This window comes from Tautonia marina (assembly GCF_009177065.1).
Taxonomy (GTDB): Bacteria; Planctomycetota; Planctomycetia; order Isosphaerales; family Isosphaeraceae; genus Tautonia; species Tautonia marina.
In genome coordinates this window covers 160816-186085 of record NZ_WEZF01000009.1, presented here as the reverse complement: position 1 = coordinate 186085, position 25270 = coordinate 160816, and the positions used below count along the sequence as shown (strand labels likewise).

General features: G+C 64.4%; 18 protein-coding genes. 9 read left to right on the top strand and 9 right to left on the bottom strand.

Translation table 11 applies throughout. The features are described 5' to 3' along the window. Positions 1 to 45 precede the first annotated feature (45 nt). Positions 46 to 1338: a Gfo/Idh/MocA family protein gene (locus GA615_RS12830; protein WP_152051700.1), complete on the bottom strand. Its 1293-nt coding sequence runs from the start codon at positions 1336 to 1338 to the stop codon at positions 46 to 48. Between the two features lie 261 nt (positions 1339 to 1599). Between GA615_RS12830 and GA615_RS12825 the strand changes: the two genes are divergently transcribed. Beyond that, positions 1600 to 2703, top strand: coding sequence for an XdhC family protein (locus GA615_RS12825; RefSeq protein WP_152051699.1), 1104 nt, complete (start codon positions 1600 to 1602; stop codon positions 2701 to 2703). Continuing rightward, positions 2700 to 3314, top strand: coding sequence for a nucleotidyltransferase family protein (locus GA615_RS12820; RefSeq protein WP_152051698.1), 615 nt, complete (start codon positions 2700 to 2702; stop codon positions 3312 to 3314). Before GA615_RS12825 ends, GA615_RS12820 begins: the two co-directional genes overlap by 4 nt. Positions 3315 to 3324: 10 nt before the next feature. On the opposite strand, the gene GA615_RS12815 is transcribed toward GA615_RS12820, so the two are convergent. Next, complete coding sequence (locus GA615_RS12815) at positions 3325 to 3870, bottom strand: hypothetical protein (RefSeq protein ID WP_152051697.1); 546 nt, start codon at positions 3868 to 3870, stop codon at positions 3325 to 3327. 61 nt (positions 3871 to 3931) lie between these two features. Beyond that, a complete protein-coding gene (locus GA615_RS12810) occupies positions 3932 to 4438 on the bottom strand; it encodes a hypothetical protein (RefSeq protein ID WP_152051696.1) in 507 nt (168 codons plus the stop codon). A gap of 316 nt (positions 4439 to 4754) precedes the next feature. On the opposite strand from GA615_RS12810, the gene GA615_RS12805 reads away from it, so the two are divergent. From GA615_RS12805 to GA615_RS12795, 3 genes are read left to right on the top strand one after another with little or no spacing between them, the layout of a single operon-like run. Next, positions 4755 to 5540: a hypothetical protein gene (locus GA615_RS12805; protein WP_152051695.1), complete on the top strand. Its 786-nt coding sequence runs from the start codon at positions 4755 to 4757 to the stop codon at positions 5538 to 5540. A 56-nt stretch (positions 5541 to 5596) separates the two neighbouring features. Beyond that, positions 5597 to 6394: a hypothetical protein gene (locus GA615_RS12800; RefSeq protein WP_152051694.1), complete on the top strand. Its 798-nt coding sequence runs from the start codon at positions 5597 to 5599 to the stop codon at positions 6392 to 6394. After that, on the top strand, positions 6391 to 8205 hold the full coding sequence (locus GA615_RS12795) for an ABC transporter permease subunit (RefSeq protein WP_152051693.1): 1815 nt from the start codon (positions 6391 to 6393) through the stop codon (positions 8203 to 8205). The genes GA615_RS12800 and GA615_RS12795 overlap by 4 nt, the downstream gene beginning before the upstream one ends. Before the next feature lie 44 nt (positions 8206 to 8249). Here GA615_RS12795 and GA615_RS12790 read toward each other — a convergent pair whose 3' ends face one another. From GA615_RS12790 to GA615_RS27840, 4 genes are all read right to left on the bottom strand, one after another. Continuing rightward, positions 8250 to 8978 carry a YdjY domain-containing protein gene (locus GA615_RS12790; protein ID WP_152051692.1) on the bottom strand — a complete coding sequence of 243 codons (729 nt, stop codon included), beginning with the start codon at positions 8976 to 8978 and terminating at the stop codon, positions 8250 to 8252. A 240-nt stretch (positions 8979 to 9218) separates the two neighbouring features. Further along, positions 9219 to 13169, bottom strand: coding sequence for a type II and III secretion system protein (locus GA615_RS12785; RefSeq protein ID WP_235905387.1), 3951 nt, complete (start codon positions 13167 to 13169; stop codon positions 9219 to 9221). A gap of 953 nt (positions 13170 to 14122) precedes the next feature. Then, a complete protein-coding gene (locus tag GA615_RS12780) occupies positions 14123 to 14377 on the bottom strand; it encodes a DUF1622 domain-containing protein (protein ID WP_390622228.1) in 255 nt (84 codons plus the stop codon). Between the two features lie 253 nt (positions 14378 to 14630). Next, positions 14631 to 16316: an SUMF1/EgtB/PvdO family nonheme iron enzyme gene (locus GA615_RS27840; protein ID WP_201750178.1), complete on the bottom strand. Its 1686-nt coding sequence runs from the start codon at positions 16314 to 16316 to the stop codon at positions 14631 to 14633. A 287-nt stretch (positions 16317 to 16603) separates the two neighbouring features. Between GA615_RS27840 and GA615_RS12770 the strand changes: the two genes are divergently transcribed. From GA615_RS12770 to GA615_RS12755, 4 genes are all read left to right on the top strand, one after another. Further along, positions 16604 to 17128, top strand: a complete 525-nt coding sequence (locus tag GA615_RS12770) for a GNAT family N-acetyltransferase (protein WP_235905386.1) — start codon at positions 16604 to 16606, stop codon at positions 17126 to 17128. 187 nt (positions 17129 to 17315) lie between these two features. Continuing rightward, on the top strand, positions 17316 to 18551 hold the full coding sequence (locus tag GA615_RS12765; RefSeq protein WP_152051689.1) for a M16 family metallopeptidase: 1236 nt from the start codon (positions 17316 to 17318) through the stop codon (positions 18549 to 18551). A 166-nt stretch (positions 18552 to 18717) separates the two neighbouring features. Next, positions 18718 to 19956, top strand: a complete 1239-nt coding sequence (locus GA615_RS12760; protein ID WP_152051688.1) for a M16 family metallopeptidase — start codon at positions 18718 to 18720, stop codon at positions 19954 to 19956. A 38-nt stretch (positions 19957 to 19994) separates the two neighbouring features. Beyond that, positions 19995 to 20903: a cobalamin-binding protein gene (locus GA615_RS12755; protein ID WP_152051687.1), complete on the top strand. Its 909-nt coding sequence runs from the start codon at positions 19995 to 19997 to the stop codon at positions 20901 to 20903. Between the two features lie 183 nt (positions 20904 to 21086). Here the strand turns inward: GA615_RS12755 and GA615_RS12750 are convergent, their stop codons facing one another. Together GA615_RS12750 and GA615_RS12745 are read right to left on the bottom strand one after the other, a co-directional pair. Next, complete coding sequence (locus tag GA615_RS12750) at positions 21087 to 23108, bottom strand: hypothetical protein (protein ID WP_152051686.1); 2022 nt, start codon at positions 23106 to 23108, stop codon at positions 21087 to 21089. Positions 23109 to 23333: 225 nt separating this feature from the next. Beyond that, complete coding sequence (locus GA615_RS12745) at positions 23334 to 25199, bottom strand: hypothetical protein (protein WP_152051685.1); 1866 nt, start codon at positions 25197 to 25199, stop codon at positions 23334 to 23336. Positions 25200 to 25270 lie beyond the last annotated feature (71 nt).

Below are 25270 nucleotides of genomic sequence, written 5' to 3'. Positions count from 1 at the left end.
TTCGAGGTTTACTCCGGGGGTTCGAGGAGCGTGGAGAGAGACGAATCAAACCTGTTCCGGAATCCCGAACGGTTCGCGATACGATCGACGAGTTAGACTCTGAGCCTCGGAATCGTTGAGAATTTCCTCGGTCTGCGGGTCGAGTGTGAGAAACCCTCGGCCGGTTCGAGCCGTGATGTTGATCAGGTGGGCCAGCGCCGCGGAGTGGTGCCCTTCCTCAATATCGGCATGGGGACGGCGGCCGGAGGCGATCGCGTCGAGGAAGTCCTCGAAGTGGTGGCGATCGGAAAACGGTTCGGACTCAACCGGCACCTGGTCGTTCCCTTCAAACAATCGCCAACCGGATCGGCCAATCTCGATGCGTCCCTTCGTGCCGTAGAAGATCACGCCATTTTCGAATCCGCTCTGAACGTAGGGGGACCAGTCGCGCTGCTCGTAGACGAGAATGGCCGAGGTGTCCGGGAAGGTGAACGTGGCGAAGGCGGTATCGGGGGTCTCCCAGTGCGAGTTGACCGCCTTGAAGGCGGTACAGGAGACGGTGCTGGGCATTCCAACCCTGAGCCCCCAGCGGGCGATATCCAGGTCGTGAACGCCGTCGTTGCCCACATCGCCCGTCCCATAATCCCACTGCCAGTGCCAACTGTAGTGGAACCGATTCGGGTTGAAGGGCCGCTCGGGAGCCGGGCCGAGCCAGAGGTTGTAATCGACCCCCTGGGGCGGCGGGCCGTCCTCGGCCTCCGGAAGATCGGGGCGATACTGGCTGTTCCAGGCTTTCGCCTGGAGCACCGTGCCGATCCGTCCCGAGGGAAGAACCTCCTCGATCACATGGCGATAATGCGGCGTGCTGCGACTTTGGGTGCCGACCTGGACGACGCGGTCGTACTTCCGAGCCGCCTCGATCATCTTCTGGCCTTCCCAGAGGGTGTGGGAGGCGGGCTTTTCCACATAGACATGCTTGCCGGCCTGGCACGCCTTGACGGTCGCCGGAGCGTGCCAGTGGTCGGGAGCGCCGATGACGAGAGCATCAACTGACGGATCGTCGAGAATCCGACGGAAGTCGGTTTCGGTCTTCGGCTCAGAGCCCTGCCGCTCGGCAATCGCCGGAACCGCCTGACCGAACAGGTTCGTATCCACGTCAATCAGGTGGGTGACCTGCGCTCCCGGCATCGCCGCGAAGCTCTGGGCGAGCCCGCCACCGCGGCCCCGGATGCCCATCACGGCCAGGTTCACGCGATCGGAGGGGGCGGCCTTGCCCGATCGGCCTGGCAAAAGGGTCAGGCCGGCGGCGATCGCGGCCCCGGATTGTCCGAGGAAGGCGCGGCGGTTCGACTCGGTCATGGCTCGGGCTCCGTGTTCGAGAGAGGGTAACGATTCCGGCGCGATTCAACGGTTGATCATCGGGTCATTGTGCGTCTTGGATCGAGCATCGTTCATGGGTTGTGGTCGCGTCGCTGGATGTGACGCTCTCGCATCGTAACCCGTCCGGCGCGTGGGCTCCAGCGGTGGGACTGGCTTGCCGACTGGGAGTCGTCGCGACTAGCCTGGTAAGATCGGTTCGACGCTCCAGACGACCCAGCCCCTCGACCCCGCGGCGTTGCCATGCGAGACGTTCTTGCTCAACTGACCCGTCTGCTCGACCACGGCCAAGAGGCCTTGCTCTGTCAGGTGGTCGAGACAAAAGGGTCGACCCCTCAAAAAGCCGGCGCTCTGATGCTGGTCGATCCCAGCGGTGGACAGGTCGGCACGCTTGGCGGTGGTTGTGTCGAGAACGAGGTCAAGCAGAAAGCCTTGCGGCGTCTTGGCCAGTCGGGCGCGGATCGTCACACCTTCGTGCTCGATCATGATTACGCCTGGGCTGACGGCCTGATTTGTGGCGGCAAGATGGTCATCCTGGCCGAGGCCTTTCGAGGGCCGGAGGCCGCCGCCTACTTCCTCGCCTATCGAAATCTGCTTGATGCCGGGCTCGGTCTGGTCGAAGCGGTGGCGATCGATCCCGAGCGATGCGGGGCCGACGTGATCGGGGCTCGCTGGTTATTTGGGCCGGATGCGGAACTCGTCGCCAGCCTGCCGAATCGCGAACCACCCGGGGCCGTTGCCAATTTGGTTGAACCGATCGACCGCCGTCCGAGGCTCGCGTCCACCCGAGGGGTCGCGACTCTTCCGGTATTGCCCCGGATTCGCCTGGTGGTCGTCGGTGCCGGGCATGTTGGCCAGGCCGTGGCGAAGCTCGCCGCGGAAGCCGACTTCGATGTGACGATCGTTGACGACCGCGCTCAGTATGCCAACCCTGAGCGGTTCCCGATGGCCGATCAGATCCTCGTCGGTCCCATGGACGAGGTCCTCCCCGCCCTCGAAACGACACCTCATACGTATGCTCTGATTGTGACGCGAGGGCACGGCCACGACCAGGAGGCCCTGTTTCACCTCGCTCCCACGACGGCGGCTTATGTGGGACTGATCGGAAGCAAGCGGAAGATTCGCCTGATTTTCGATGGATTGCGCGAGCAAGGGGTCGCCGAGGAGCACCTTGCCCGCGTGACGGCTCCGATCGGCATGCCAATCGGTTCGCAAACGGTCCCGGAAATCGCGATCAGTGTGGTCGCGCAGCTCATCGCGCGACGGAATCTCGGACCGGAGGCGGTGACGACCAATCCCTTTGCTCGGGTCGAGTCGGAGGATGCTCCTGAGGCGGTTGGCTCGTGATTGTTGCGCTGGTTCCCTCGGCCGGTCAAAGCCGCCGGATGGGCCGACCCAAGCTCACCCTGCCCCTTCTCGAAGGTGAGGTGGTGATCGCTCGGGTTGTCTCGGCCTTGCGATCCGGTGGAGCCGATCGGGTCCTGGTGATCGCGCCTCCCCCCAATGAGCCGGGCTCGGCCGAGCTACTCGATCAGGCGAAAAAGGTGGGCGCAGAAACCCTGGAACTGCCCGGCACCACTCCCGACATGAGGGCCACGGTCGAGGCGGGTCTCGATCTCCTGGAAACCGGCCCCCTGCCCTCGTCGGTCCTCATCTGTCCGGGCGACAGCGTCGGGCTGACTCCCGCTCTGGTCGCTGCGGTGGTCGATCGGATGCGAAGCGATCCCGGGTCGATCGTCGTCCCGGTCTTCAACGCGCGACGGGGGCACCCGCTCGGCCTGCCCTGGCGGCTTGCGTGTGCGATTCGGGAGCTTCCACCCGAGGTCGGTATCAACGCGCTGCGCGAGCGGTATGCCGATCGGGTGGTCCTGCTCGATGTGACCGAACCGGGAGCGACGGAAGATCTCGACACCCCGGAGGACTACCGCAGGTGGAACCCCAACTCCGGACCTGGGTAAGCAATGGACCTCATTCGAGGGTCGGTGGCTTCTCGACGGTCTGGACGCTCCCACCACCAAATCCCAGGAGCTGGAACAGCAGCCCGATCCCCAGGGCCAGCCCCATCAACAAGCTCCCGGTGACGAGCGTGGTCACAAGCCCGCCGGACCACAGCGTCATCTCGTTGCTCCCGACATCAAAATTCGGATCGGCCAGGCCGAGGGTCGTCGAGACCATCAAGCCGATCGAGCCGGCAATGAACTGCGGAATCGCAATGACCTGGGTGATCGCGACGGCCACTCCGCCGGCCGTCAGGGCCAGGGCGATTCGGTAGGACCGCTGACAGAAGAGGCCTCCGACCAGCCCAAGCGCCACGGTCCCCACGGTCATCCCGATGCGGGCGTTCCCCTCGGTCAACGCGCTTCCGAACATCACCGGGATCGGAAGGTTCACGAGAAAGACGATCACCCAGCCGACCAGCAGACCGGGAGTTCCCTTGCGAGGTCGGGAGAGATCGGCTGGCCGATCGATCATGGGGCTTTCAGGAGCCAGGTAGGGGTTTGAGGCGTCGGACACAGGGCAGCTCCGTATCGGGAGACTGTTGAGGGTGGATTCGAATGGCCTGGAACCGTTGCCGTCATCGGATCATTTGGGTCGCCAGCCCTCGCCAGCGAGGAGGCGTAAGGACCAACAACAGCACACCGAGGCTGAACGCCAGTTTCATCAGGAGGAGCCCTGTCACCAGGCAGATGCAGAGGCCGGCAGACCAGGTCGTGACCTGGCCCGGCTGGGGAGAGATGCCCACCGCGAACGTCAGCCAGAGGGCGATAAACCCCGCGATCCCGTGCAAAATGGGCACCACCTGAAACAGAGCGATCCCGAAACCCCCGAGGATCATCGTCAGACCCACTCGTTCCGAAATCAAACAGATGAGCACGCCCAGGATGCCCAGTCCCACCAGCCCCATCAGGACACCGAGCCAGGCATCGCCGCCCGACTGATGCAAGGTGACCACAATTGCGAGCGGAAGATTCAGCAAAAAGACCGCCGCGGCTCCAAGAAGCCGACGCTCGAACCGAGCACGGCCTCGGGGGCGATCGTTCAGGTTGCTCCGAGGTGCATCGTAGGGGTTCGAGCCGTCCACCACGGAGGCAATCCTTCCTGGGGAAGTCGGCGACCGATCGGTCGGAGATGGGAGGCGGTTCGAGCGATCAGGACCCCGAACGCCCTTCGATCCATCGTACCGAACTCTCGAGCAGCGAAACCACCCGGAGCAAGTGATTGGCTGCGGAATGGTCTTGTTCAGACGGATTCCCTCTCCGCGCATCAGGTGGTCCGTCTGGTACGATCACCGAAGCCGGCACAAGGTTTCGGAATGCGACTCAAAATGTTTGGAGCCAGGCGACGAACATTCCTGCAATCCGGCCAAAGTTCCCTGGAGGAAGAAGGATGGGCACCCCATGAACGACGACTCCTTGCCCGACACCCAGGCGGAGCCGATCGCGACGAAGTCGCTCGGATACTTGAATCTCGTGTTCGGTTCGCTCTTCTTGCTTGCGGTGCTCTATGAGTCGGGCGTCGTTCTGGCAATGCCCACGTTTGGCCGCCTGATGACCTGGGCTCAGAGTCAGCAGCAACAGCAACGCGATGCCCAGTGGTCTGCCCGTCGAGAGCAGTTTCAAGCACGGCTGGCAGCCGCGGAATCGGACGAGGAACGTGAGGTCATCGCGGCCGAACAGGAGGTGTTCACCTTGAGCGACATGAGCGACCCTGCATGGTTTGGCTTCAGCATGAGCTTTCTTGACGATCCTTCGCTTCGAACCGGTGTGATGGCCAAACTCGGGGTCATGTCGGTCTTGAATGGGCTCTTGATCGCCTCGGGCATCGGGTTGATTCGCCTGAGACGATGGGGGCGATCGATCGCCAGGCTCTCGGCAGCGTTGATGCTCCCCGCCATTCTCGGTTTTGCCCTCGCTTCGGTCCAACTGGCTCCTGGAATGGCCGAGCGCTGGACGGCCGAACTGCGCGAATCGATGTTCCCTCCCATGCCGGATGACGATGAGACGGCCGCGATCGACGCCGAACTGACGCTCTATGAACAGGGAATGAGTCAGTTGTTCATGGCAGTGTTGGTTGGGACGAACGGAGTGCTTGGCGTTTACCCGATCATTGTTCTGGTGGTTGCGTCTCGACCCGGGGTCAGGCAAGCGGTTGCAGGGCGATCGGCCCGCGCCGAGGGTCAGTGAAGTTCGGATTCCCCTGTCCAATCCCCAGTGTCGACCCACACGAGGCAAGCGGAACGATGAGTGAACCACGGAGCAATGCCCCGATCCGACCGAGACCGAAACCGTTGACGGTGATCGGCTTGTTGAACCTGCTCTTCGGAGCGGTTCTGGTGGCGGTGGCCTGGAGTATGCTGGGAGGGATGGCCTTCAACAGGATGACGGTCGAGCCGTATGAGGGCTTGAAACGAGCCCTCATGCTCCAGGCGGAACGCGAGCATCGGGAGGTCATGGCTACTCTGGCGGAGCGAGAAGCCGCCGCGCAATCGGAAGATGCCCGGCAAGTCTTTCATAATGAGCGCGAACGGAGGGCCTCCCTTGGTCCGAAGCTGCCGCCAGGGTCCGAGCTGATGATGATGGGCAGCCAGATGCAGTCGTTCGGCACATGGTCGGTCGTCAGCTCGGCCAGTTCCCTGGGTATCAATGTGTTGATGATCGTTGCGGGGGCCGGCCTCCTGCAACGTGTGGAATGGGGACGACGGCTGAGCCTCTGGGTCGCCGGAATCAAACTGGCACGCCTCCTGATCTTGCAAACCGTCTTTGTGGTCTTCGTGGTCCCCTCGTTCGCAAGACAATTGGGCAAGGCGGTGGAGGAGACCATGACGATCCAGGGCAGGGGCATGCCCGCGGGAATGCCCAACATGACGCAGCTTTATGCCGGGATCTACACCGTCATGGGAATTGGCATGCTGATCCTGGGGGCGATTTATCCCATCGTGATGCTCGTTCTGCTGAACCGACCCGGAGTCAAGGCGGCCAGCCTCCCGGCCGAGGTCAGAGCCAGTCAGATCATGCTTGAGGCGGGGCGAGGCCGATGAGAGGGGCAAGCGAAGCCTGGCTCGGCCCGCTGGTTGGACCGGAGTGTCGCAGAGCGATTGCCAAGGGGTGGCTCTTTCTGGCTCGAGGCGGCGCGGCGCTCCTCTCAGCGACGATCGCCCTGGCGATCCTCTGGTGGTGGTGGATCAACTGGAACGAGGCGGCCGATCCTGACTTCTCACCCTATCGCGCCTTGCGAGCAGGCTTGACGCTGCTGATCGGGCTGGCCACGACCGTCGCGCTGGTCTTCGGGCCGGCAGTGGTTGCGGGAAGCCTCAGCGGCGAGCAAGAGCGGGGATCGATGGGCCTCTTGCTCACGACCCGCGTCTCCGCGCTGGAGATCGTAATCGGACGGCTGGCGGGTCGTCTGACCCAGGTGTGGGTCGTCTTGCTGGCCATGCTTCCGCCAATGCTCCTGCTCGGCTTCCTTTCGGCAATGCGCCCGAGCCTTCTCGGAGTCATGTTCCTCTACGGACCTGGGCTGGCCCTGGGGGCCTCGGGCCTGACCGCGGGTGTGGCGGTTCTGTCTCGAAGGGGGCGCGATGCCCTGCTCGGCTCCTACGCCATTGGCCTGGCCTTGCTTCTCACGCCCCTGCTCGCCGATCTGGTCCGGTCGGGGGGAATCACTGAGCTGGCCCCGCTCAATCCCTTCGGGGCCGTTGTCCCATTAGTCTGGCAAGAGGATGCCGGACCTGCACTCAGGTCCTTGGGGTCCTGGCTGACGATGGGGGGCCTTGGAGCGGTCGTGGCGGTGGTCTTCCTGAGGCCCAGGAGTCTGCGATGGCTTGACGGCTCGGCCGGGCGGTTCGGGGCAGGGTGGAGGGTAAAGCGGCGGCGGGTCAAGCCGATGGGTGATCGGCCCATGCTCTGGAAAGAGATCTTTATCGAACGGCGAAACAGCCTCGGGGGACTCGGCAAGTGGCTCGGAGCCCTGGCCGTGCTCTATCTCGTGCTGGCGAGTGTGACCCTGGCCGGTCTGTATCTCGACGCCCTGGTGCGGCAGACGTCGATGGAGGTGTCGTCAACGCGGCTCGTCTGGTTTCAACGAGCAATCGTCGATACGGCTCCCTGGTTCAGCCTCTTTCTCGCCTGGGCCGTCGGCCTTCGGGCGGCGGTGGCGATTGCCTCGGAGCGCGAGCGAGGGACCTGGGACGCTCTGCTCACCAGCCCGCTCGAAGGCTCGGAGATCGTGGCGGGCAAGCTGATCGGCAGTTTACACGCCTTGCGCTGGCTGATTCTGGCCATGCTCCTGGCGTGGTCGCTCGCGCTCGGAATCGGTGCGATGGAGCCGGGCGCCTATGTCATCCAGCTCACCTCGACCCTCGTCGTGATGACGTTCATGGCCGCGGTCGGGGTCCGGGTCTCGCTCGGAGCGTCTAGCGTGACGACCGCGATGGCTTTGACGATCGGCGCCTGGCTGTCCGCCTGGGCGGGGCTCGCGCTCCTGGCGCTGCTGGGCGTCGGGATTGTGGCGCTCGGCTTGTTCCTGGCGTGGTTGATTGCCGATCGCTTCGGCCTGACGACAAGCCCGACCCCCTGGTTCCCCCTGGACTTCGCCACGTCGTTTACGATCGTTCGGCTCGCACTCTATGCGGTGGTGACGGCGGTGGTGGTGATCGAGTCTCGGACGCGGTTTGATCGGCTGGCCGGTCGCATCGTGCCGGGAGAGGCATGGATCCCTGACGACTGGGTCGAGGTGGCTCGCGTTGAGCCCGGTTCGGCGGAGCGACTCGCGCCGGCGGCTCTCGACCGATCCTCGGCTCCCAGAGATCCGCACCCCGAAGACGAAGCCGTTCGTCCGCCTCGGTCCTGACGCAATCCGCGGCGCCAGGCGGGGCAACACCGGATCACCGGCAATCACCGACCTGGCGCTTCGGAGGGGGAGGACGGTTCGGCGACGGGCTCCTGAGGCTTGACCGGCGTGAAGATCAAGGTGACGAAGTCGCCCAGGGGAGGAAGCACCGGCGTATTGGCCACGTAATTCAGGGCCTGGTCGTCGGCGGTGCTGGCAATCGGTAGGTCAAGGATCGCCTCTGGAAAGTTGGCGACAGTAATCAGGTCGCCCCCATCGGCGGCGTAGAGCGGCTGCTCAAGCCCCGGCCGATCGATTTCCATGCTGCCGGCGAACACCCAGTGATGCTTCAGCGATTCCCCCGTCTGTTCGTTCTGGACGAACGTGCGAGCGTCAGCCGATCGGGGTTGGTTGTCCTCGACCCATTCGACGGTGATGGCGATTTCCGGTCCGGCCGCCGGGGCAAATTCCGGACGATACCGCACCGGGTGGCCGGGCTCGACCCCGGTGAGGATCAGGCCGGCGTGAATCAGGCGAGGAGTGGCCCGGGTGGCAAGGATCGACTCGTGCTCCTTCGAGTGCCGCAGGCAAAGCAAGTGCTCAAGGAACCCTTCTCGGCGCACGACCTGGGCCCGAAGGATCAGGCGTCTCGACTCGGGATCGAACCAGAGTGCCGGGCCGAGCGGGCGATACGATTCGGGGGCCTGGAACGAGTCGTCCTGCGGAGCATCGACGGGGAGCTGAACCGGGCTGGGAGCGATCAGGACGAGTCCGACGAGCCAGGGAGCGATCATGGGAGCAATTCCTCGATCTCGAAAGGTCGGTCGGAAAGGTGGGCCTGATCGGAGGCAGAGGAGGTCTTGAAGCGTCAAATCCAGGCTATCGACCGACTCTGCAAATGAAAAGAGCCGCCGGGGAATGATCCCCGACGGCCCTCGTCGCGTTTGGGAAGAAAGGTTGGCGGGAGGGCCGGGCCGCATCGAGGTGAGGCGGCCCGATCAGCCCGGCCCGCGGGCGGGCGACGGATCGTTCGATCAGAGGCCCGGAATCGGGACAGCCGGGATGCCCAGCCGTTCCTCTTCCTCCTCGAGGATGATGATCCGAGGCGTGACCATCAGCATGAGGCTGTCCGTGGTTCGGCCGATGCCGATGTTGCGGAACAGGCGGTTGATGGTCGGAATCTTCGAGAGGACCGGCGTGCCGAACTCCAGCCGCTGCTCGGTCAGCCGCTTGATGCCGCCGAGGAGCACCGTGCCACCGTCGGGAACCGTCACCGTCGTCATGACGAAGGTGTTGGAGACGATCGGCAGCTGGAGGGTCGATTGCAGGTCAGCCGCACCGCCGCCCAGGCCACCGCCGCCGACCGCACCCGCACCGAAGGTGAAGGTTTGCACGTCGGAGAGCACCTGGAAGAACGGCGAGAGGGTCAGTCGGACGTAGCGACGGTCCGCCGTGACGACCGGGGTCACCTGCAGGGTCACACCGTCCTGGATCGGCGAAATCTGCGGCTGGAAGGCGACGGCACCCGCGTTGACCACCGGCGTCAGGCCGGTGACGAGGAACCGCTGTGTCTGGTCACCGATGGTCGCCGACGCACCGTTGAAGGTGGTGACCTTCGGAGCCTGCACCACGTTGGCCCGCGTGTTCTGCTGGACCGCCGTGAGGAACAGGTAGACTTCCAGGTCGCTGAGGAAGGCGATACCGAAATTCGTCCCTGCGTTCAGGTTGCCGAGGTTCGAAATCAGGCTCGCCGGCGAGTAGCTATCCTGCAAGACCGGGATTTGCAGGTCTCCGGTGAACCGCTGCGACCCGATACCCGGCTGAGCGTTGCCCACGCCGAGGGTCAGGGGCTGACGGTTGCCCAGCGAGTGGTCTCGCTGCGGGTTGACCAGCCAGGGAGCGATGGCGTCACCATCGGTGCCCGTGCCGGGGCCAGGAACGATCGGCTCGGCGGCCGGGTTCGGGACGACAAAGCTGCTCTTGGGTCCGAACAGGTCAGACTGGATCGAGAAGTCGAAGTCGACACCGATGAACTCGGCGAAGCTGTCGTTGACGGTGATGAACCGCACCTCGACCGAAACCTGAAGGTCCTGGAGCCGCCGGAGCTGTCGGAGCAGGTCGATGACCTGATCGTGCACGTCCGACGTGTGGCGGATGATGAGGCTCAGGTTCAGGAAGAACGGCGTGATCGAGCCGATCGGGGGCTCTTCCTCACCGAAGCCCAGGCCGTCGTCGGCACCGAAGCCGGCACCACCCAGGCCGTAGCCGGTCCGGACCGAGCTGCCCGTGTTCGGGTCCTTGATCTCCCAGGTGCCCGGGGCGATCGAGGTGGTAATCAGCTGGATCAAGGGGGTGAAGTCGACGTCGCGGTCTTCCTTCTTCTCCACCGTCCAGTTGCCCGATTCCCCCTGCGTCTCGGGAGAGAAGTTCGCCTGGTTGACGTTGAGCTGGGCGGTCGGGTCACCCTGGTTAATCGTCTGCATCGGCGGCTTCGGGTTCCGAGGCGGGGCAACCACGAGGTCGGCCACCTGATAGACCCGAGCGAACGAGCGGCTCTTGGACTGAGGCGTGGTGATGACCAGCACGCCATCCTCGACCTTGTAGCTCAGGCCGTGCGGCTCAAGCATCAGTCGCAGGACGGTCTTGATCTTCGTGTTGGTCAGAACCAGGTTGTTGATCTGGGTCGACTCGGTCAGGGCCTCGTCTTGCAGGGCCACGTTGTCGACCACGATGTTCAGGCCGGTGTAGTTCCGCAGGAAGCCCACCGCCTCGCCGATGGTGCCGTTGGGCATGTTGATCGAGATCGGCTCATTGAGCTTTTTCTCGACCTCAAGCGTCTCCGGCTCCTTGTACGGCATCGGGTCGGCGAACCGATCGCGGTTCTTGGTCATTTCGAGGAAGTTGCGCGGGTAGGTGATGCCGTCCCGCAGCAAGTCGCCGTCGATGACCGACGCCCGGTCCACATCGTGCAGAGCGTTCAGCACGCCTTCTTCCTTGGCGGCCCGAATGCGCTGGTCTTCTTCGTAGTGGCGGCGGACCCGCATGACCGTGGCCATCGCAGTCGCCGAGACGTTGTTCGGGTCGAGGGCAATGACCCGTTCGGCCCAGGCTTCGGCGGCGGCGTAGTCGCCATCGTTCTGGGCGGCCATGGCCTTGTCCATCATCTCCGTGACCTGACGCTGCTTGGCAGAGTCGGCCTCGAGGATGCGGAGCTTCGTCCGCTGGGCTTCCGCGTAAGCTTCCTTGTCGTTCATCTTGGCGTCGAAGGCGAGCTTGTCCTTCTTGGCCAGTTCGATGGCGACCTCAAGCCGGCGGATCATCGTGCGAGCGACCGGAGTGGACAGGTCCGCGGCCATGACCGAGGCCTTGGTCTCTTCGAGCAAGGCGATAGCCTTGTCCGGCTCGACCTCCATCAGGCGGCGCGATTCGGCGACCTTGGTCCCCACCTCGGCGTTGAGCCGCTGGGCATTGATCGTCTCGGCGTCGAGCTGGGCGTCGAGGTTGTCGACCCGGCCCGTGCCATCCTGAGGGAGCTTCATCAGCAGGTCTTCGACCCGCTGGCTGATCGAGTTGTCGAGGGCCGAAGGCATCGAGGCGATCTCGTTGAGCATCGCTCGGGCCCGATCGAACTCCTGGCTGCGGACGGCGGCCAGGGCGGCATCGTAGAGTTGCAAGGCCGCGGCCTGCTGGGCCAGATCGATCTGGGCTCGCAGGTCTTCGGCCTCGGCACCGGCACCGGCCGCAACCGCCTGGTCCACGGCCTCGCGAGCGGCGGCGAAGTTGCCACCGGCCATCAGGGCGTTCGCCCGGTCCATCGCGGCCGAGGCGGCGTCAACCGCCGGAGCCGGAGCGTCTCCCACAACCACCGCCGCACCGGCCGGCTCGTCGAAGGTCGGCAGCGCGTCGATCGGAGCCGGAGCGGCCTCGGCGAAGGGATCGAATCCGATCGCATCCTCGCCTTCGACGTTCTGAACCATCCGAACGTTCGGGTCCATCGCAGCCGGAGCGGCCCCGCCGCGGACCAGTTCGATGTCGTGAAGGACCGCTTCGGCGCGGTCTGCGTCGAGCGTCGGAACGACGTTCAGCTGCAGGGCATTCCGGGCCTTCTTGGCGGCCTGGTCGTATTCCCCTTGCTGCAGCAGGGCCCGAGCCTCGGAGACGAGCAGATCGTAGGTCGATTGATCATTCTGATCGCCTGAGTCCTGACGAGATCGCAGGGCTCGGGCGGCAGAAGTGACCTTCTCCGGGCTGTCTTCGAAGATGCCGAAGCTCAGGTCCCAGGTCTCGACCTCCATGGCAATCGCCTGGGCTCGGTCGTAGTCGCCCCGGCTGAGGGCCTCTCGGGCTTCCTCAAGCTTGAGCTTCGCCGCGGCCTTGGCTGCCTTGGGGTCGTCGACCGGACGATTCGCATCGGCAACGGTGGCGGCACCGTCGGCCGGGCGGGCTTTGTCCAGCTCCTTCTGAAGCTTGTTCGGGCTGAGGTCGTCGAACAGACCCCACTTGACGTCCATGTTCCTCGCCTTGTCGAGCTTCGCCTGGGCGGCGTCGTAGTCGCCCTTGGCGAGGTCCTCGCGGGCCGACACGAGCAGCCAGCGGGCCGTCGACTTGGAATCGGTCGCGTAGTCGCGCCCGATCGGCTCGGAACCCGGCTCGGCCGCCTGGCTCACGCCAGGAGTCGGTGCCGGAGCCGGCGTCGCCACCGGTCCCGGAGCCGGGGCCGGCTTGGTCACGAGCGAGTCCATGGCCTCAAGGTACTCGTCGAGCCGACTGCGTTCGGACTCCGAGAGCCCGTCGCGATAATCGTGAGCGGCCTTCAAGTACTGGGCCGCGAGATCGTAGTCACCCTGATTGAACAGGTTCGCACCGGCCCGCAGGTACTGGACCGGCGGCACCGGAGACGGTGGACGATTGACCGGGGCGGACGATGGCGCGCCCCCCTGATAGGCCCCTTCCGTGGCGGCCGACCAGGCCCCGATGCTCATCATCAGGATCGTGAGAGTTCTGAGCCTTCCCAACGCGACCTCCTTTCGCCGCGGGCGGAGACGACCGCCGACTTCCCTGGCGGCGGTCCTTAGCGTGGCCTCCGACGCGGGGCTTTGAAGACCGCCGAAGTCCCATGACCGAACCGCCTCGCTGTTAAGGACGGCCCGACCGGGAAGGACCCGGCGGCTGCACCCTGCTCCGATCCGGCTGCGATGGGTCTTGCCGAGGTGTGGTACGACCGGCGATGGCCGAGACAGGGACTGACGAGCCGGTGTGCTACCGAAAAGCACCCGCTTGGTCAACCCCGACGGCGCGGCAACCGTGCCGCATCTCGCCAAGCCTCGCCCTCGCCTCAACCTCGACCTCCTCCCCGGACCGATCACCCACCGACACCGGCTCCGGCTCCGCGAGGCCCATGCCCCTCGGCGACGTTACCTCTGACTGCGTACCCCGCATCAACGCGAAGAATGCGAACCGGGCACGCAGGATTCGGCGGTGTTCTGACTGTAGGGATCGTGACAATCGCCCGGAATCTTCAGTTCATTCCGGAAAAATGGTGGGCCGGCTTCAAAAATGGTTGCCCCTCATCCTCACGAACCTCGGCTCACCTCCCCCCGATGACCCCTTCAGTGGGCTCAATCTGGCTCAAAATTCGGGGGTTGATCGCGTCGAATGACATCAAAAAGCCGATCACTCGCTGTTCCTCACTTCCGATCACCGAGCGGCCCTGCAACCACGCTCCGACCCTCGCTCCCGGAACGACCAGGCCGCAACCCGGGGACGCCACCCCTGCCATGCCCGTTCCGCCAGGAGCGAAACCCCCGGACCGTCCAGGTCAACGCCTTGGCGCGACGGCCCAGGCGTGCAAGCATGATGTCTTCGGTCGCCGTCCTCCAGACGACTCCTCCGCCTCGACCCTGCGAGGTTCGAAGACCCCGGGGAGAACCGCGACCGTCTAGCGAGCCTCACGAGGTTGCTGCCAGGGCCATCGCCCGTGCAGCTCCGCTTCCAACGTGAAGCTCAGGAAGGTTCGAATCAGCACGACCACCGCCAGCACGGTGATCGACTCGAACGTCAAATCAACCGCGACTGTGTGGATGATGTCTGCGGCGATGAGGAACTCGAGCCCCAGGAGAATTCCCTTGCCGAGTTGCTGACGCACCTCCGTGATCACACTCTCATACGGATGTTTCTTCAAAAAGCAGACCATCCCTCGGATGACCACCTGGATGGTCATTCCGGTGATGATTGCTATTCCGATCATCTCAACAATGGCCGCACACCACTTCGCTACTGGTTGAACCATTTCTATCATGATGAAATCCTGTTTTGCGAGAATCAGCGTCTGTAGAATCAGCTTTTAGGGTTGCAACTCCCGCGTTCCCTCGCCGTTTTTTCTGTCGGACAGCCTTGAGAGAACCAGGCCGGAAGGCTGTTCTCGCACTTATCGTAAGGCCCTGGTGTCAGGGGCGGACCGTCAGCGTTGCAAGATCACTGACGATCCCTCGACCGTCGGGAGAGGACTCGGGACGGCCCAGGCTCAGCGCGATTCGCACCGATCGGTCGGCATCGAGGAGTGCCACGGGAACCGAGACGCGAACGGGGGATCGGCCGGGGGCGTTCCGGTCAAGCTGGTGGGCAAAATGCGATCCACCACGGCCGAAGACGTTCACCCACCAGTCGGAACCGACGACCGGCTGGGGTCCATCCCACCGAACCGCCACCGGTACCTCCAGGAACGCTCGTCCCAGCACTGAGGTCCTCCGGGGAGGTCCCGACGGTGCCCCGAGCCGGGCAAGCTGTCCTTCGGGAATCGAAGGGGTGACCATTGCGTCCTCGACGGCGGCCAGCCACCAGAACCGATCCAGCAACTCGACGGCTCGGCGGCGGTCGTCCGGCTCGGGTACCAATCCCGAGAGGGTCGCTTGCGATCGGTCGGGATCGAAGGAGACCACCACGTCGTTCAGCGTGGGATCATCCGCCAGAGCGGCTCGAATCAAGGCCGCGCCGCGTTCCGCGTCGAGGTCGAAGGCCGGACGAAGCCCCACGAAGGGGTCAGGCCCCAGGGCATCGGGATCGTTAGTCACCCACGGTTCGAACGCCTCGTCAGGTTCGGATCGAAAATGGCCTCCCACTCGGGCGAAGGCCGAGCCGTCGCGAATCGGTTTGACCCACTCCTCGACATTCCCGAAGCCGTGCGACAGGCCCCACGGGTTCGTTTCGTATCCCGGAGCGGAGGCGGCAACGGTCGTATCGCTCGCCTCGCCGGGCTCGGGTCCGAAGAAGTTGGCACCCTCGGGAAACTCGGGGCTGTCTCCCCACCAGAATCTCGTTGATCGGCCGGCTCGGGCGGCGTGGTGCCATTCGTCGAGCGTGGGCAAGCGGTAGGAGACGCCGGAGGAATCGGCCGCGCTCAGGGCCTTGAGGTACGCCTCGGCTCGACGAGGCGTGAGGTTCACCGCCGGTTGGTCGGGAGCGTCGAGGATGAACTCGTCGGATCGGCCTGCGTTCGGGTCGTGATCGGGCAAACGCTCGGAGATCTGGCGGTTGGTGGCCTCGGTCGTGGCGAGAAACAGGCCGGGGGATTCCGCGCTTGAGGCGATTCGGAGAAACCTCCAGCCGTCCGGTCCCGGCCTGGGCAAAAGCTGCCCGCCCTGGTCTCCGGGATCGAGCGCTCGGCCCCGGCTGAACGGACCAACCGGCCTGCGACTCTCAGGAGATGTGGTCGTGGGAAACTGGTCGATCGTGCCGGAAAGTGAACGGCCAAATGGGGTTCCGCTTGCCGCGTCGACGAGCCTTGCCTCGATGCGGACCTCGTTCGGCAACCGATTCCGGACCGCCCGGGCGGGAATCTGGACCGTGATGACCGACGAGCCCGGCCCCTCGGAAGGTCGCAACGGCCGCCGTTCGACCTGCCCATCGGGTCTCCGGAGCTCGACCGCATACCGGGACCGTTGGTTCGGGGCCGAGTCGGACCATCGAACCGACGCCCGAAGCAGGTAGAGCGTCTCCCCTGGACCCGCGTTCGAGACGAGTGAGGCCGGGCCGAGCCACTGTGTCAGCGAGGCTGGTTCCTGCGGGCCTCCCTGGCGGGCTCCGCAGACGCAGAAGATCATCAGGACGAGCAATGCGGGGAGCGGTCTCCTCATCGGCTGCATCACAACTTGGCTCCTCAATCGGTTGGCGATCCCGTCGCAAGAGGGTGGTCGTCGAGGCGGACGATCGGTTCTCCTGATCGCGTGAGGGCCTCGCGTTGACCCGTTTCCGGCATCGGGACTAGAATACCTCGCAAGCGCTCGTTGGTCTCCGATGTCGGATCGGCCCTCGCAATGGCCATCACCTGCCCGAAACACCAGAGCATCGAGCATCACCTTGGCTCACAGTACGTCGTGCGGTTTGCGAGCATGCGTGCGATTGAAGTCGAGGGCGATGCCGAGTGATTACTTACTACAAACGGTATCGCATGGAGATCGATCTGGCAGGGATCAACCCGCCCTCGTTGCCGGCTCCTTACGAATGGAAACCCTGGGATGAGTCGCTGCTGGAAGCTCACGCTCAGGTCAAGTATCTTTGCTTTCGGGACGAGATCGACGCTCATGTCTTTCCCTGCCTGAGCAACCTTCCCGGATGCCGTCGCCTGATGAGGGAGATTCGACGCAAGCCGGGGTTTCTGCCCGCAGCGACCTGGCTCATTGCCGCGCCGGCCGGCTACGTGGCCACCATTCAGGGAGTGATTGACCGAGAAGGCTTCGGCGCGATCCAGAACGTCGGCGTCTTGCCCGCCTGGAGAGGCCGAGGGCTTGGTGGCCGGCTCGTCTGCCGGGCCTTGATGGGCTTTCGAGAGCAAGGCGTCCCTCGCGCGTTTCTCGAAGTGACGGCCGAGAACGCTCACGCCGTTCGGCTGTATCGATCGCTTGGCTTTCGCCGCGTGAAAACGCTGTACAAGGCCGTCGATGGCTGATCCCCTAGGTCCTGGTCCGTGGCGCCTCGCCAGGCGTACGCCCGATCCTCGATTCACCGTGGTCTGCCCTCGCCCCAGCCTCTCCGAGCGTGAAGGGGAATCGTGTGTCCTGCCGCCCGTTGATGGTCGGCCTTCCCCTGTTGCCTCCCGCCTCTTGCTTCCCTTGCCTCCTGCCCGAGGAATCGCGATGACCCCCGAGTTGCGTCAGCACCAGTTTCCCAACGGACTCATCCTGCTCGCCGAGCCGATGCCGCATGTTCAGTCGGCGGCGTTCAGCATGTTGATTCCGGCGGGGGCGGCCTTCGAGCCGGCCGACAGGCCCGGCGTGGCGGCGATGCTCGGCGAGTGGGTCACCCGGGGGGCCGGCGAGCGCGATAGCCGGGAACTGCTCGGGGCGCTCGACGAACTGGGGGTGTCTCACGCCGTTGGTGCCCAAACCCTGCACGCCAGCGTCTCCGCCGCGGCCCTCGGTCGAAACCTCCTGCCCGCGCTCGAAATCTTCGCCGATGTCCTCCGACGACCTCGATTCGAAGACGAGGAGGTCGAATCGATCCGAGCCCTCTGCTACCAGTCGCTCCGCAGCCTGGAAGACGATCCGGGCTCGAAAACCATCACCGAGCTGCGTCGGAGACACTTTGCCGACCCCTGGGGCCGCTCGGCCATCGGCACCGTCGAGGGGATCACGGCCGCCACTCCCGAGGACCTGCGCGCTCACTATCAGCGGACCTACCGGCCCGACCGCGCCATCCTCGGCGTGGCGGGGGCATTTGACTGGGACAGGCTTCGTGACGAGGTCGCCCGCCTCTTTGCCGACTGGGAACCAGGGGCCGAGATCGCGATTCAGGAACGCCCGGCCGGTCCCCATCGCGATCACATTTCCCAGGAAACGCAGCAAACCCAGATTGCCCTCGCCTTCCCGACCGTCGCGGTAGCCCACCCCGACTACTATCGGGCCCGAGCGACTGCGGCGATCCTTGGCGGCTACACCTCGGCCCGTCTGTTCACCGAGGTTCGCGAGAAACGCGGACTCTGCTACTCGGTCTTCGCCTCGTACGAGGCCCACAAGGACCGCGCCGCGGTGATCTGCTATGCCGGAACCGCTCCCGAACGCGCCCAGCAGACGCTCGACGTCACCCTCGACGAGCTGCGACGCCTGGCGGCCGAGGGGGTCGAGGCCGAGGAGCTGGACATGATGCGGGCGGGCTTGAAGAGCGCCTTGATCATGCAGCAGGAATCGAGCATGAGCCGGTCGGCTTCCCTTGCGGCCGACTGGTTCCACCTGGGACGGGTCCGCCCGCTCGATGAAGTCTCCGCCGCGCTGGATGCCTTGACCCCGGCCGATGTGAGTGCCTTCGCCGCCGGGATGGAACTGGACGCCATGACCGTCCTCACCCTCGGCCCCGATCCGCTGACCCTGCCCTGATCCGACCGTGTTCGAGACTCAGCGCAACGACGTTTGACCCATCACAGTGCGAGCCGAGCCGGCTCGCGAGATTCCCGATCGGCCGGGAAAGGTTCCTGGCCCCTGGACAATTGAGTCGGCAGTGGTCCCGGATCGGTGGCTTCCTGTCAATCTCTCGGAGTTGACCGTGACGTTTTACCACGAGACGCTTCCCAACGGCCTGCAAGTGATCCTCGAACAGAACGAACGGGCGCGATCCGCGGCGGCCGGGTTCTTCGTCCGAGCCGGAAGCCGAGACGAAACGCCCGAGCTGGCCGGCGTTTCGCACTTCCTGGAACACATGGTGTTCAAGGGGACCGCCCGCCGCGATGCCCTGGCCGTAAATCGCGACTTCGACCGGATCGGTGCCCGGCACAACGCGCAGACCTCCGAGGAGGACACGATCTATCACGTCTCCTGCCTCCCCGAGTACCTTCCCCAGGCGCTCGACGTCCTGGCCGACATCATGCGACCCAGGCTCGATGCCGAGGATTTCGACACCGAGAAGCAGGTCATCATCGAAGAAATCAAGATGTACGATGACAACCCGATGATGGTCGCCTACGAGGCCGCCAAGGCGGCTCACTTCGACCATCACCCACTCGGGAAAAGTGTGCTGGGAACGGTGGACACCATCGGGGCGTTGACGGTCGATCAGATGCGAGCCTACTTCGCCCAGCGCTACGGCCCACCGAATGTGGTGCTGGCCGTCGCCGGAAATGTCGAGTGGTCGAATGTTCTCGATCTGGCGGGCTCGCTTTGCAGTTCCTGGACCGGACCCTCCGCCGATCGAGAGCTGCTGCCGCACCGCGGAGTCGGCCAGCCCCAAGGATTGCTCCGCAAGGACGACCATCAGGAAACCGTCATCGCCGTCGCCGATGCTCCCGCCCTGGAGAGCCCCGATCGGTATGTCGCCTCCCTGATCGCGACGATCCTCGGAGATCACTCCGGATCGCGGCTCTACTGGGAACTGATCGACCCCGGCCATGCCGACGGCGCCGATCTGAGTTTCCAGGATTACCAGGGAGCCGGAGCCTACTATTCCCTCCTGAGTTGCGATCCCCCCTCGGCCCAGGAAAATCTGGAACGCATGGTTTCGGTCTATCGCACGTTCGCCGCCGAAGGGGCGACCCCGGAGGAGCTGGATCGGGCGAAGAACAAGATCCTCTCGCGGCTCGTCCTTCGCTCGGAGCGTCCTATGGGACGCTTGATGCCGCTCGGCTACGATTGGACCTACCGCCAAACCTATCAGCCGATCGAGCAGGAAATCCTCTCCTATTCCGCAGTCAGCCTGGAGGAGATTCGCCGCGTCCTGGAGCAGTACCCCCTCTTGCCCATGACCCTCGTGGCCGTTGGGCCGAAGACCGACATCCAACCGCCGGCCTGAGTTGATTGCGGCCGTCTCGACCGGTGAAAGGAGCGCTCATGCGAATTGCCAGCCTCTTGCCCTCGCTCTCCGAACTCGTCTGCGACCTTGGCCGCGGGGAATGGCTGGTCGGCGTGACGCACGAGTGCGACTTCCCTTCCCACCTTGCCCGATTGCCTCACCTGACGCGCAGCAAGATCGATCCGGGCGGCACCAGCGCCGAGATTGATGCGGTGGTCGCCGAGCAAGGCGGCAGCTTGTATGAACTCGATCGCGATTTGCTTGAAGCGCTCAAGCCCGACCTGATCCTGACCCAGACCCAGTGCGACGTCTGCGCGGTCAATGAGGCGACCGTTCGCAAGGTGGCCGAAATCCTGCCCAGCCGGCCTCGGGTCGAGAGTGTCAATCCAACCGATCTGGCCGGCGTGTTCGAGGTCTTTCGGCGGGTCGGGCGTCTCCTCGATGCGGAGGTCGAGGCCGAAACGCTGATCGGCCGCTTCGAGTCCACGGCCCGAGAGATCGCCCAGCGTCGGGCCGGTCGGCCCCAGCCAGGGACGATCATGGTCGAGTGGACCGATCCCCCCTTTACCTCGGGCCACTGGAACCCGGAGTTGGTCGCCCTGGCCGGAGGTCGGGAGCTGCTGGCCCAGAACGGCGAAGCCTCGCGCCGGACGAACTGGGAAACCATCATGGCCGCTCAACCCGAGGTGCTTCTCATCGCTCCCTGCGGGTTCGAGCTGGATCGGGTTCGGCAGGAGGTGGCCCCCCTCACTCGGCTCGACGGCTGGCAGACGTTGCCCGCCGTCCGTCACGGAATGGTGACGATCGCCGATGGCTCCGCCTATTTTGCCAGGCCAGGCCCCCGCCTCGAAGCGAGCCTGCGCATTGCCGCCGCCGCCATCGATCCGGAAACGTGCTCGGACCTGGCGCCGACCTCCGGATGGGAACGCCTGGTCGTTGAGGTTTGAGTCGTCTTCGGACCTGGAAACGGTCTCAAGACGGACGCTCCTGGAATCAGAAACGGCTCGCCCCAGTGCCTTCTCCCCTGATGGGTGATTCGGCACGAGGGCGAGCCGTTCGATCGCGCGGTCAAGGAGGCAATCGTTGCCTCCTTGACCAGCAAGAGGAGCATGCAGTGAGCGATCCTCGGGTCAGAAGCTCCCACCCATCATGCCGCCGTACATCATGCCGATATCGTTGCCGCGGTTCTTCTTGTTCAGCTCGTTCGAGATCGAGAGCCGGTACGACTCCCTCATGAACAGGAGCTGTTCGTCCGTGGCATCGGACGACTGGTTGTGCAAGGCGATCGTTCCGTCGGGCCGAAGCACGGCCACGACCGCCGGCAGCTCAAACGTGCTGGGGAGCCCGAGGTTCTGGACCGGCGTTTGCCCACCCATCGTGTCGAGCACGAGCTGGCGGCTTTGCAGATTGATCACCTTGCTTTGGGGTCTGTCCTCCCCTTCGACAGCCACTTCTCGCTGAGCAGGGCGGCCGACGAACTCGCCGGGAGCCGTCGGGAAGGTTGAAACGACGAGAGAGCCGGTGTTCCCGTCCCAGGCGGCCACGTCGAAGACGACTGTGTCCTCGCTATATCCGCCCCGAGCCGGATTGAGGGCGAAGATCGAGACATCCGCCGGAACGCGAACGATGTCGGTCGGATCACTCCAGGGACCGCTGATCTCACGAGCCGCAGTATCGACCCCGGGAGCCACATCCTCTCGGTTGAAATTGGGGTTCGACACGACAACCCGAACACGATATCGATAGGTCGTTCCAGGCTCGACCGTATAGTCAAGGCCCCGCACCATGACGATGTCTTCCTCGGTCATGTGCTCTGGACCGGCACCGGCAGGGCGACCCATGCCCATACCCATGCCCATCATGCCCATGCCACCCATCATGCCCATTTCGCCCATCATGCCCATTTCGGATCGGCCCCCCATCATACCTCCCATGCCGGGACCCATCATCGATTCCATCATACCTGCTTCGGACATTCCACCTCGGCCGCCTCCCATCATCCCCATCATCCCCATCATGCCGCCCATCGGGAGGTTCTCCTCCTGCTCCTCCTTTTCGGCGAGCAGTTCGCGGAGCTTATCGGGTGGGATGAGTTGGGCATGATGGACACCGGCCCAGTAGCCGGCAGACAGGTAGGGGAGGAAGGCGACGATCGGGTCGAGTCGCACGGGGTCCGGGGTGAGTTCAACCGTCGGATCTTCCTCGAAAGCGACGTCGGCGACCATGTCGTTCAAGGTGTTGGGGTCAACCGTGGTCCAGGAGGACCACTCACTGGTCACCGGGTCAAACGACTGGCGGCTCAGTTCGATCCGCTTGTAGTCGGGGTGGGATTCGGGGCTTTCGACCGGAACCTTCAACGCGGTGGCGTAGCGCTCGCGGAACTGCTTGTTGTTGAGCAACCCGACGACGGCCACCCAGCGCTGACCCCGGACCTCGGTCTTGAAGTCGACCGGAGCGGTTGAGGCCGATGTGTCCTCCTCTTCCTCCGGAATCGGCAGACCGGCGGCACCGGCAATCGCGGCCTGAGACTTCTTGGTGCTCACATTTTCCTGGCGCTCGGCCAGTTGTTCCTGGCGAACATTCTTCTTGCTTGTGCCTCCCATGCCGCCGCTACCCATACCGGGCATCATGCTCTCGCCCATGCCGTACATGGCGGCCATGCCGGACATCGACGATTTCTTTTCGTCGGGATCGGGCGGGACGAGGTTCCCGGCCTCATCGCGAACCGCGAAGGGCATTCCCCCCCGTCCGGCGGTGGCAATCAACTCGTAAGGGGCAAGCAGCGCATCGTTGACCGAGTCTCGGATCAGGCCCGCGCCCGGCTCTGCCTTGACGAAGGCTCGGGCTAGTGCGAACTGGCGGACGTCGACCTTGGTCGACTCCCGAGCCGCGACCTGCGGGCCGAAGTCCTGAAGGACCATGCCGTCTTCTTCGATCTTCGAGACGATGGCCGATTCTTCTTGCTGGCGATTGATGTTTTGCTGCGCCTGATTGGCGATCTCGCTGACCCGGTCAGGAGTCGTGTCGATCGTTTCCTTGCTTACGGCAAGGAAGACGAACACCAAACAGAGCACGGCGGTGATGGCCACGGCCACCTTGTCGGCGAACCGCAGCGCGAGCGTCTTGAGTTTGTCCACCGTCGGGTTGGCCATTGGGCATGCTCCTTCGGATTCCGATCGGACTGGGTTCGGTTGATAAGAGTCAGGTGTTCGAGAAAGAAGCTGTCGGATTGCTTCGGTTGTCCCATACCCGTTCCGAGCGTCGGGGAGGAGGACAAGTCCTGCCCTCCCCTCTGACGCAATCGGTCGAGAGGGGAACCGCGTGACTCGGAAGCCGAGTGGCACCACGATCCCATCCGCAAGCAATCGGTTGATGGATCAGAAGCGTGAAGGCTCAGGATCAGCCGGCGGGATGGCCGACTCGTCGGCCGGAGGCGCCGGGGTGTCGTCGGTTGTTCCTGGCTCGGGTGCTTCGCTGGCTGCCGGATCAGCCGGGGCGTCAAGAACCGGCGTCTCGACCGCCGCCGGCACATCCTCCGACCCTTCGGCGGGAAGGGCATCGCCAGGGGGAACCGCCGTTTCGGACAACGGTTGATCGGCCGACTCGTCGGTCGTCAGCCCGGCGGCCGGTTCCTCCGTCGTCAGGTCCTCGGCCCCTTGTTCGCCAGGACTGAGCGATTCGGTGGGAGCCTCCGGAGCGGGAGGGTAATAGAAGCGGGCCTGCACGTAGACTTGAAGTTCGACGACGTTGTAATACGGGTCGAAGATGGTCACCTTCTCAGGATCGACCTCCTCCTCACTATCCTTCTTATTCTTTCCGGCCAGGTCGCGTTTGACGCGAGCACGAGGTTGGTTGGCGGGGGCGCCCATTCCTCGGCCGCCCATCATGCCGGGCATCATGCCCATTTCGCCGGGCATGCCGCCCATCATCCCAGGCATCATGCCGCTCATCTGTCCGCCATAGCCTTCCATACCTTCCATCATGCCGGGCATTCCGCCCATCATGCCGGGCATCATGCCTTCCATGCCGTAGAGACCGCCGCCCATGCCCATGCCGAAGCCACCCATGCCGGCGTATCCGGAGAAGCCCTGGCCCTTAACGGGGGGCTGAACGCGGGTCTTCGGGCGGGTCCAGTTGGCCTCAAGAACACGCATGGTCATCGGAGAGTTCTCGAACTCGACCAGCAAGTTCTGGATGGAGTTCTGGTCGATCAGAACCGAAACGTACGCCGGATAGTCGCGGAACAGCTCAACACCTTCCTCCTGGAGGAAGCGAACCGGGCCGCCACCCTTTGAAACACCCATGCCGCCCATGCCCATGCCACCCATCATGCCGGGCATGCCAGACATCCCTTCCATCCCTTCCATGCCGGGCATCATGCCGGCCGCGCCGCCGCCGGCCATCCCTCGCATGGAATCGGCCTGAGAGCCACCCATCATGCCAGGCATGCCGCCGGTCGCGGCGGGGGTTTCGGGCTCGATCGCCTGCCCTCCCTTCGTGACCTCGGGCGGATCTTTCAGCTCGAAGCCCAGGGCGCTGGTCCGGTGATCGACGGCCGCGGGGTTACCCACTTCGAGGCGGTTCAGTCGTTTGATCGCGGCGGTTTCCCAGTCCTTCGCGCCGGCCTTGCGGTTGACCTCGGCAATGACTTCGAGGATCGAGCGGCGAACCCAGAGATTTTCCTGGTACTGCCAGATCTTGCCGATCGAAGGCAGGTTGTTGATGTCGAACGAGACGGTCTGAAGCAACGACTCCATCGGGGGAACCTCGACGATCCCTTCCCCCTCGATCGGATCCCAGGGGTCGACGACTTCGTAGACGTTCTTCGCGTAGTCGTCGTACACCTGGCTGTAGAAGTAGGCGACTCGCTGCGTTTCGTTCTCGGAGATGTCTTCGGGAATGTCACGGCCCCACTCGGTCAGTTGCGGAGCGACTTCCTCGGGCCAGTCGAGCAAGGGGGCCTGCCGTTCGTAAAGACGACGGTGCGCCTCGTTCACATCCTTCTCGATCAGCGCGATCTTCTTCTGCGTGTAGTCCGCGTACTGGCCGTTGGGCATCGTTCCCGACGTGTACGACTGGGCCCCTTGCTGCGCCGACTTGATCTCGTTGGCCTTGGTTTCGGCTTGTTCCTTGACCGCGCCGGCCGTGACGAAATAGCCGACGACGGGGAGGATGGCGGCGATGAAGAGCACGATCCAGAAGCGATTCTGGATCAAGAGTCGAAGAATATCCTTGGCGTCCATGGCGGTCGGTTCCGGTAGGCTCGGGGAATCAAGAATCGGTCCGTTGGGAACAGGCAGGCAGGGCGAGCAGA

Coding starts and splice junctions, on each gene's coding strand:
- GA615_RS12785 (WP_235905387.1), bottom strand. CDS start 13,169: ATGATGAGCATCGGGGCCTGGTCGGCCGCCACGGAAGGGGCCTATCAG.
- GA615_RS12765 (WP_152051689.1), top strand. CDS start 17,316: ATGACCCCCGAGTTGCGTCAGCACCAGTTTCCCAACGGACTCATCCTG.
- GA615_RS12755 (WP_152051687.1), top strand. CDS start 19,995: ATGCGAATTGCCAGCCTCTTGCCCTCGCTCTCCGAACTCGTCTGCGAC.
- GA615_RS12790 (WP_152051692.1), bottom strand. CDS start 8,978: ATGATCGCTCCCTGGCTCGTCGGACTCGTCCTGATCGCTCCCAGCCCG.
- GA615_RS12780 (WP_390622228.1), bottom strand. CDS start 14,377: ATGGTCTGCTTTTTGAAGAAACATCCGTATGAGAGTGTGATCACGGAG.
- GA615_RS12805 (WP_152051695.1), top strand. CDS start 4,755: ATGAACGACGACTCCTTGCCCGACACCCAGGCGGAGCCGATCGCGACG.
- GA615_RS12750 (WP_152051686.1), bottom strand. CDS start 23,108: ATGGCCAACCCGACGGTGGACAAACTCAAGACGCTCGCGCTGCGGTTC.
- GA615_RS12800 (WP_152051694.1), top strand. CDS start 5,597: ATGAGTGAACCACGGAGCAATGCCCCGATCCGACCGAGACCGAAACCG.
- GA615_RS12830 (WP_152051700.1), bottom strand. CDS start 1,338: ATGACCGAGTCGAACCGCCGCGCCTTCCTCGGACAATCCGGGGCCGCG.
- GA615_RS12825 (WP_152051699.1), top strand. CDS start 1,600: ATGCGAGACGTTCTTGCTCAACTGACCCGTCTGCTCGACCACGGCCAA.
- GA615_RS12745 (WP_152051685.1), bottom strand. CDS start 25,199: ATGGACGCCAAGGATATTCTTCGACTCTTGATCCAGAATCGCTTCTGG.
- GA615_RS12795 (WP_152051693.1), top strand. CDS start 6,391: ATGAGAGGGGCAAGCGAAGCCTGGCTCGGCCCGCTGGTTGGACCGGAG.
- GA615_RS27840 (WP_201750178.1), bottom strand. CDS start 16,316: ATGAGGAGACCGCTCCCCGCATTGCTCGTCCTGATGATCTTCTGCGTC.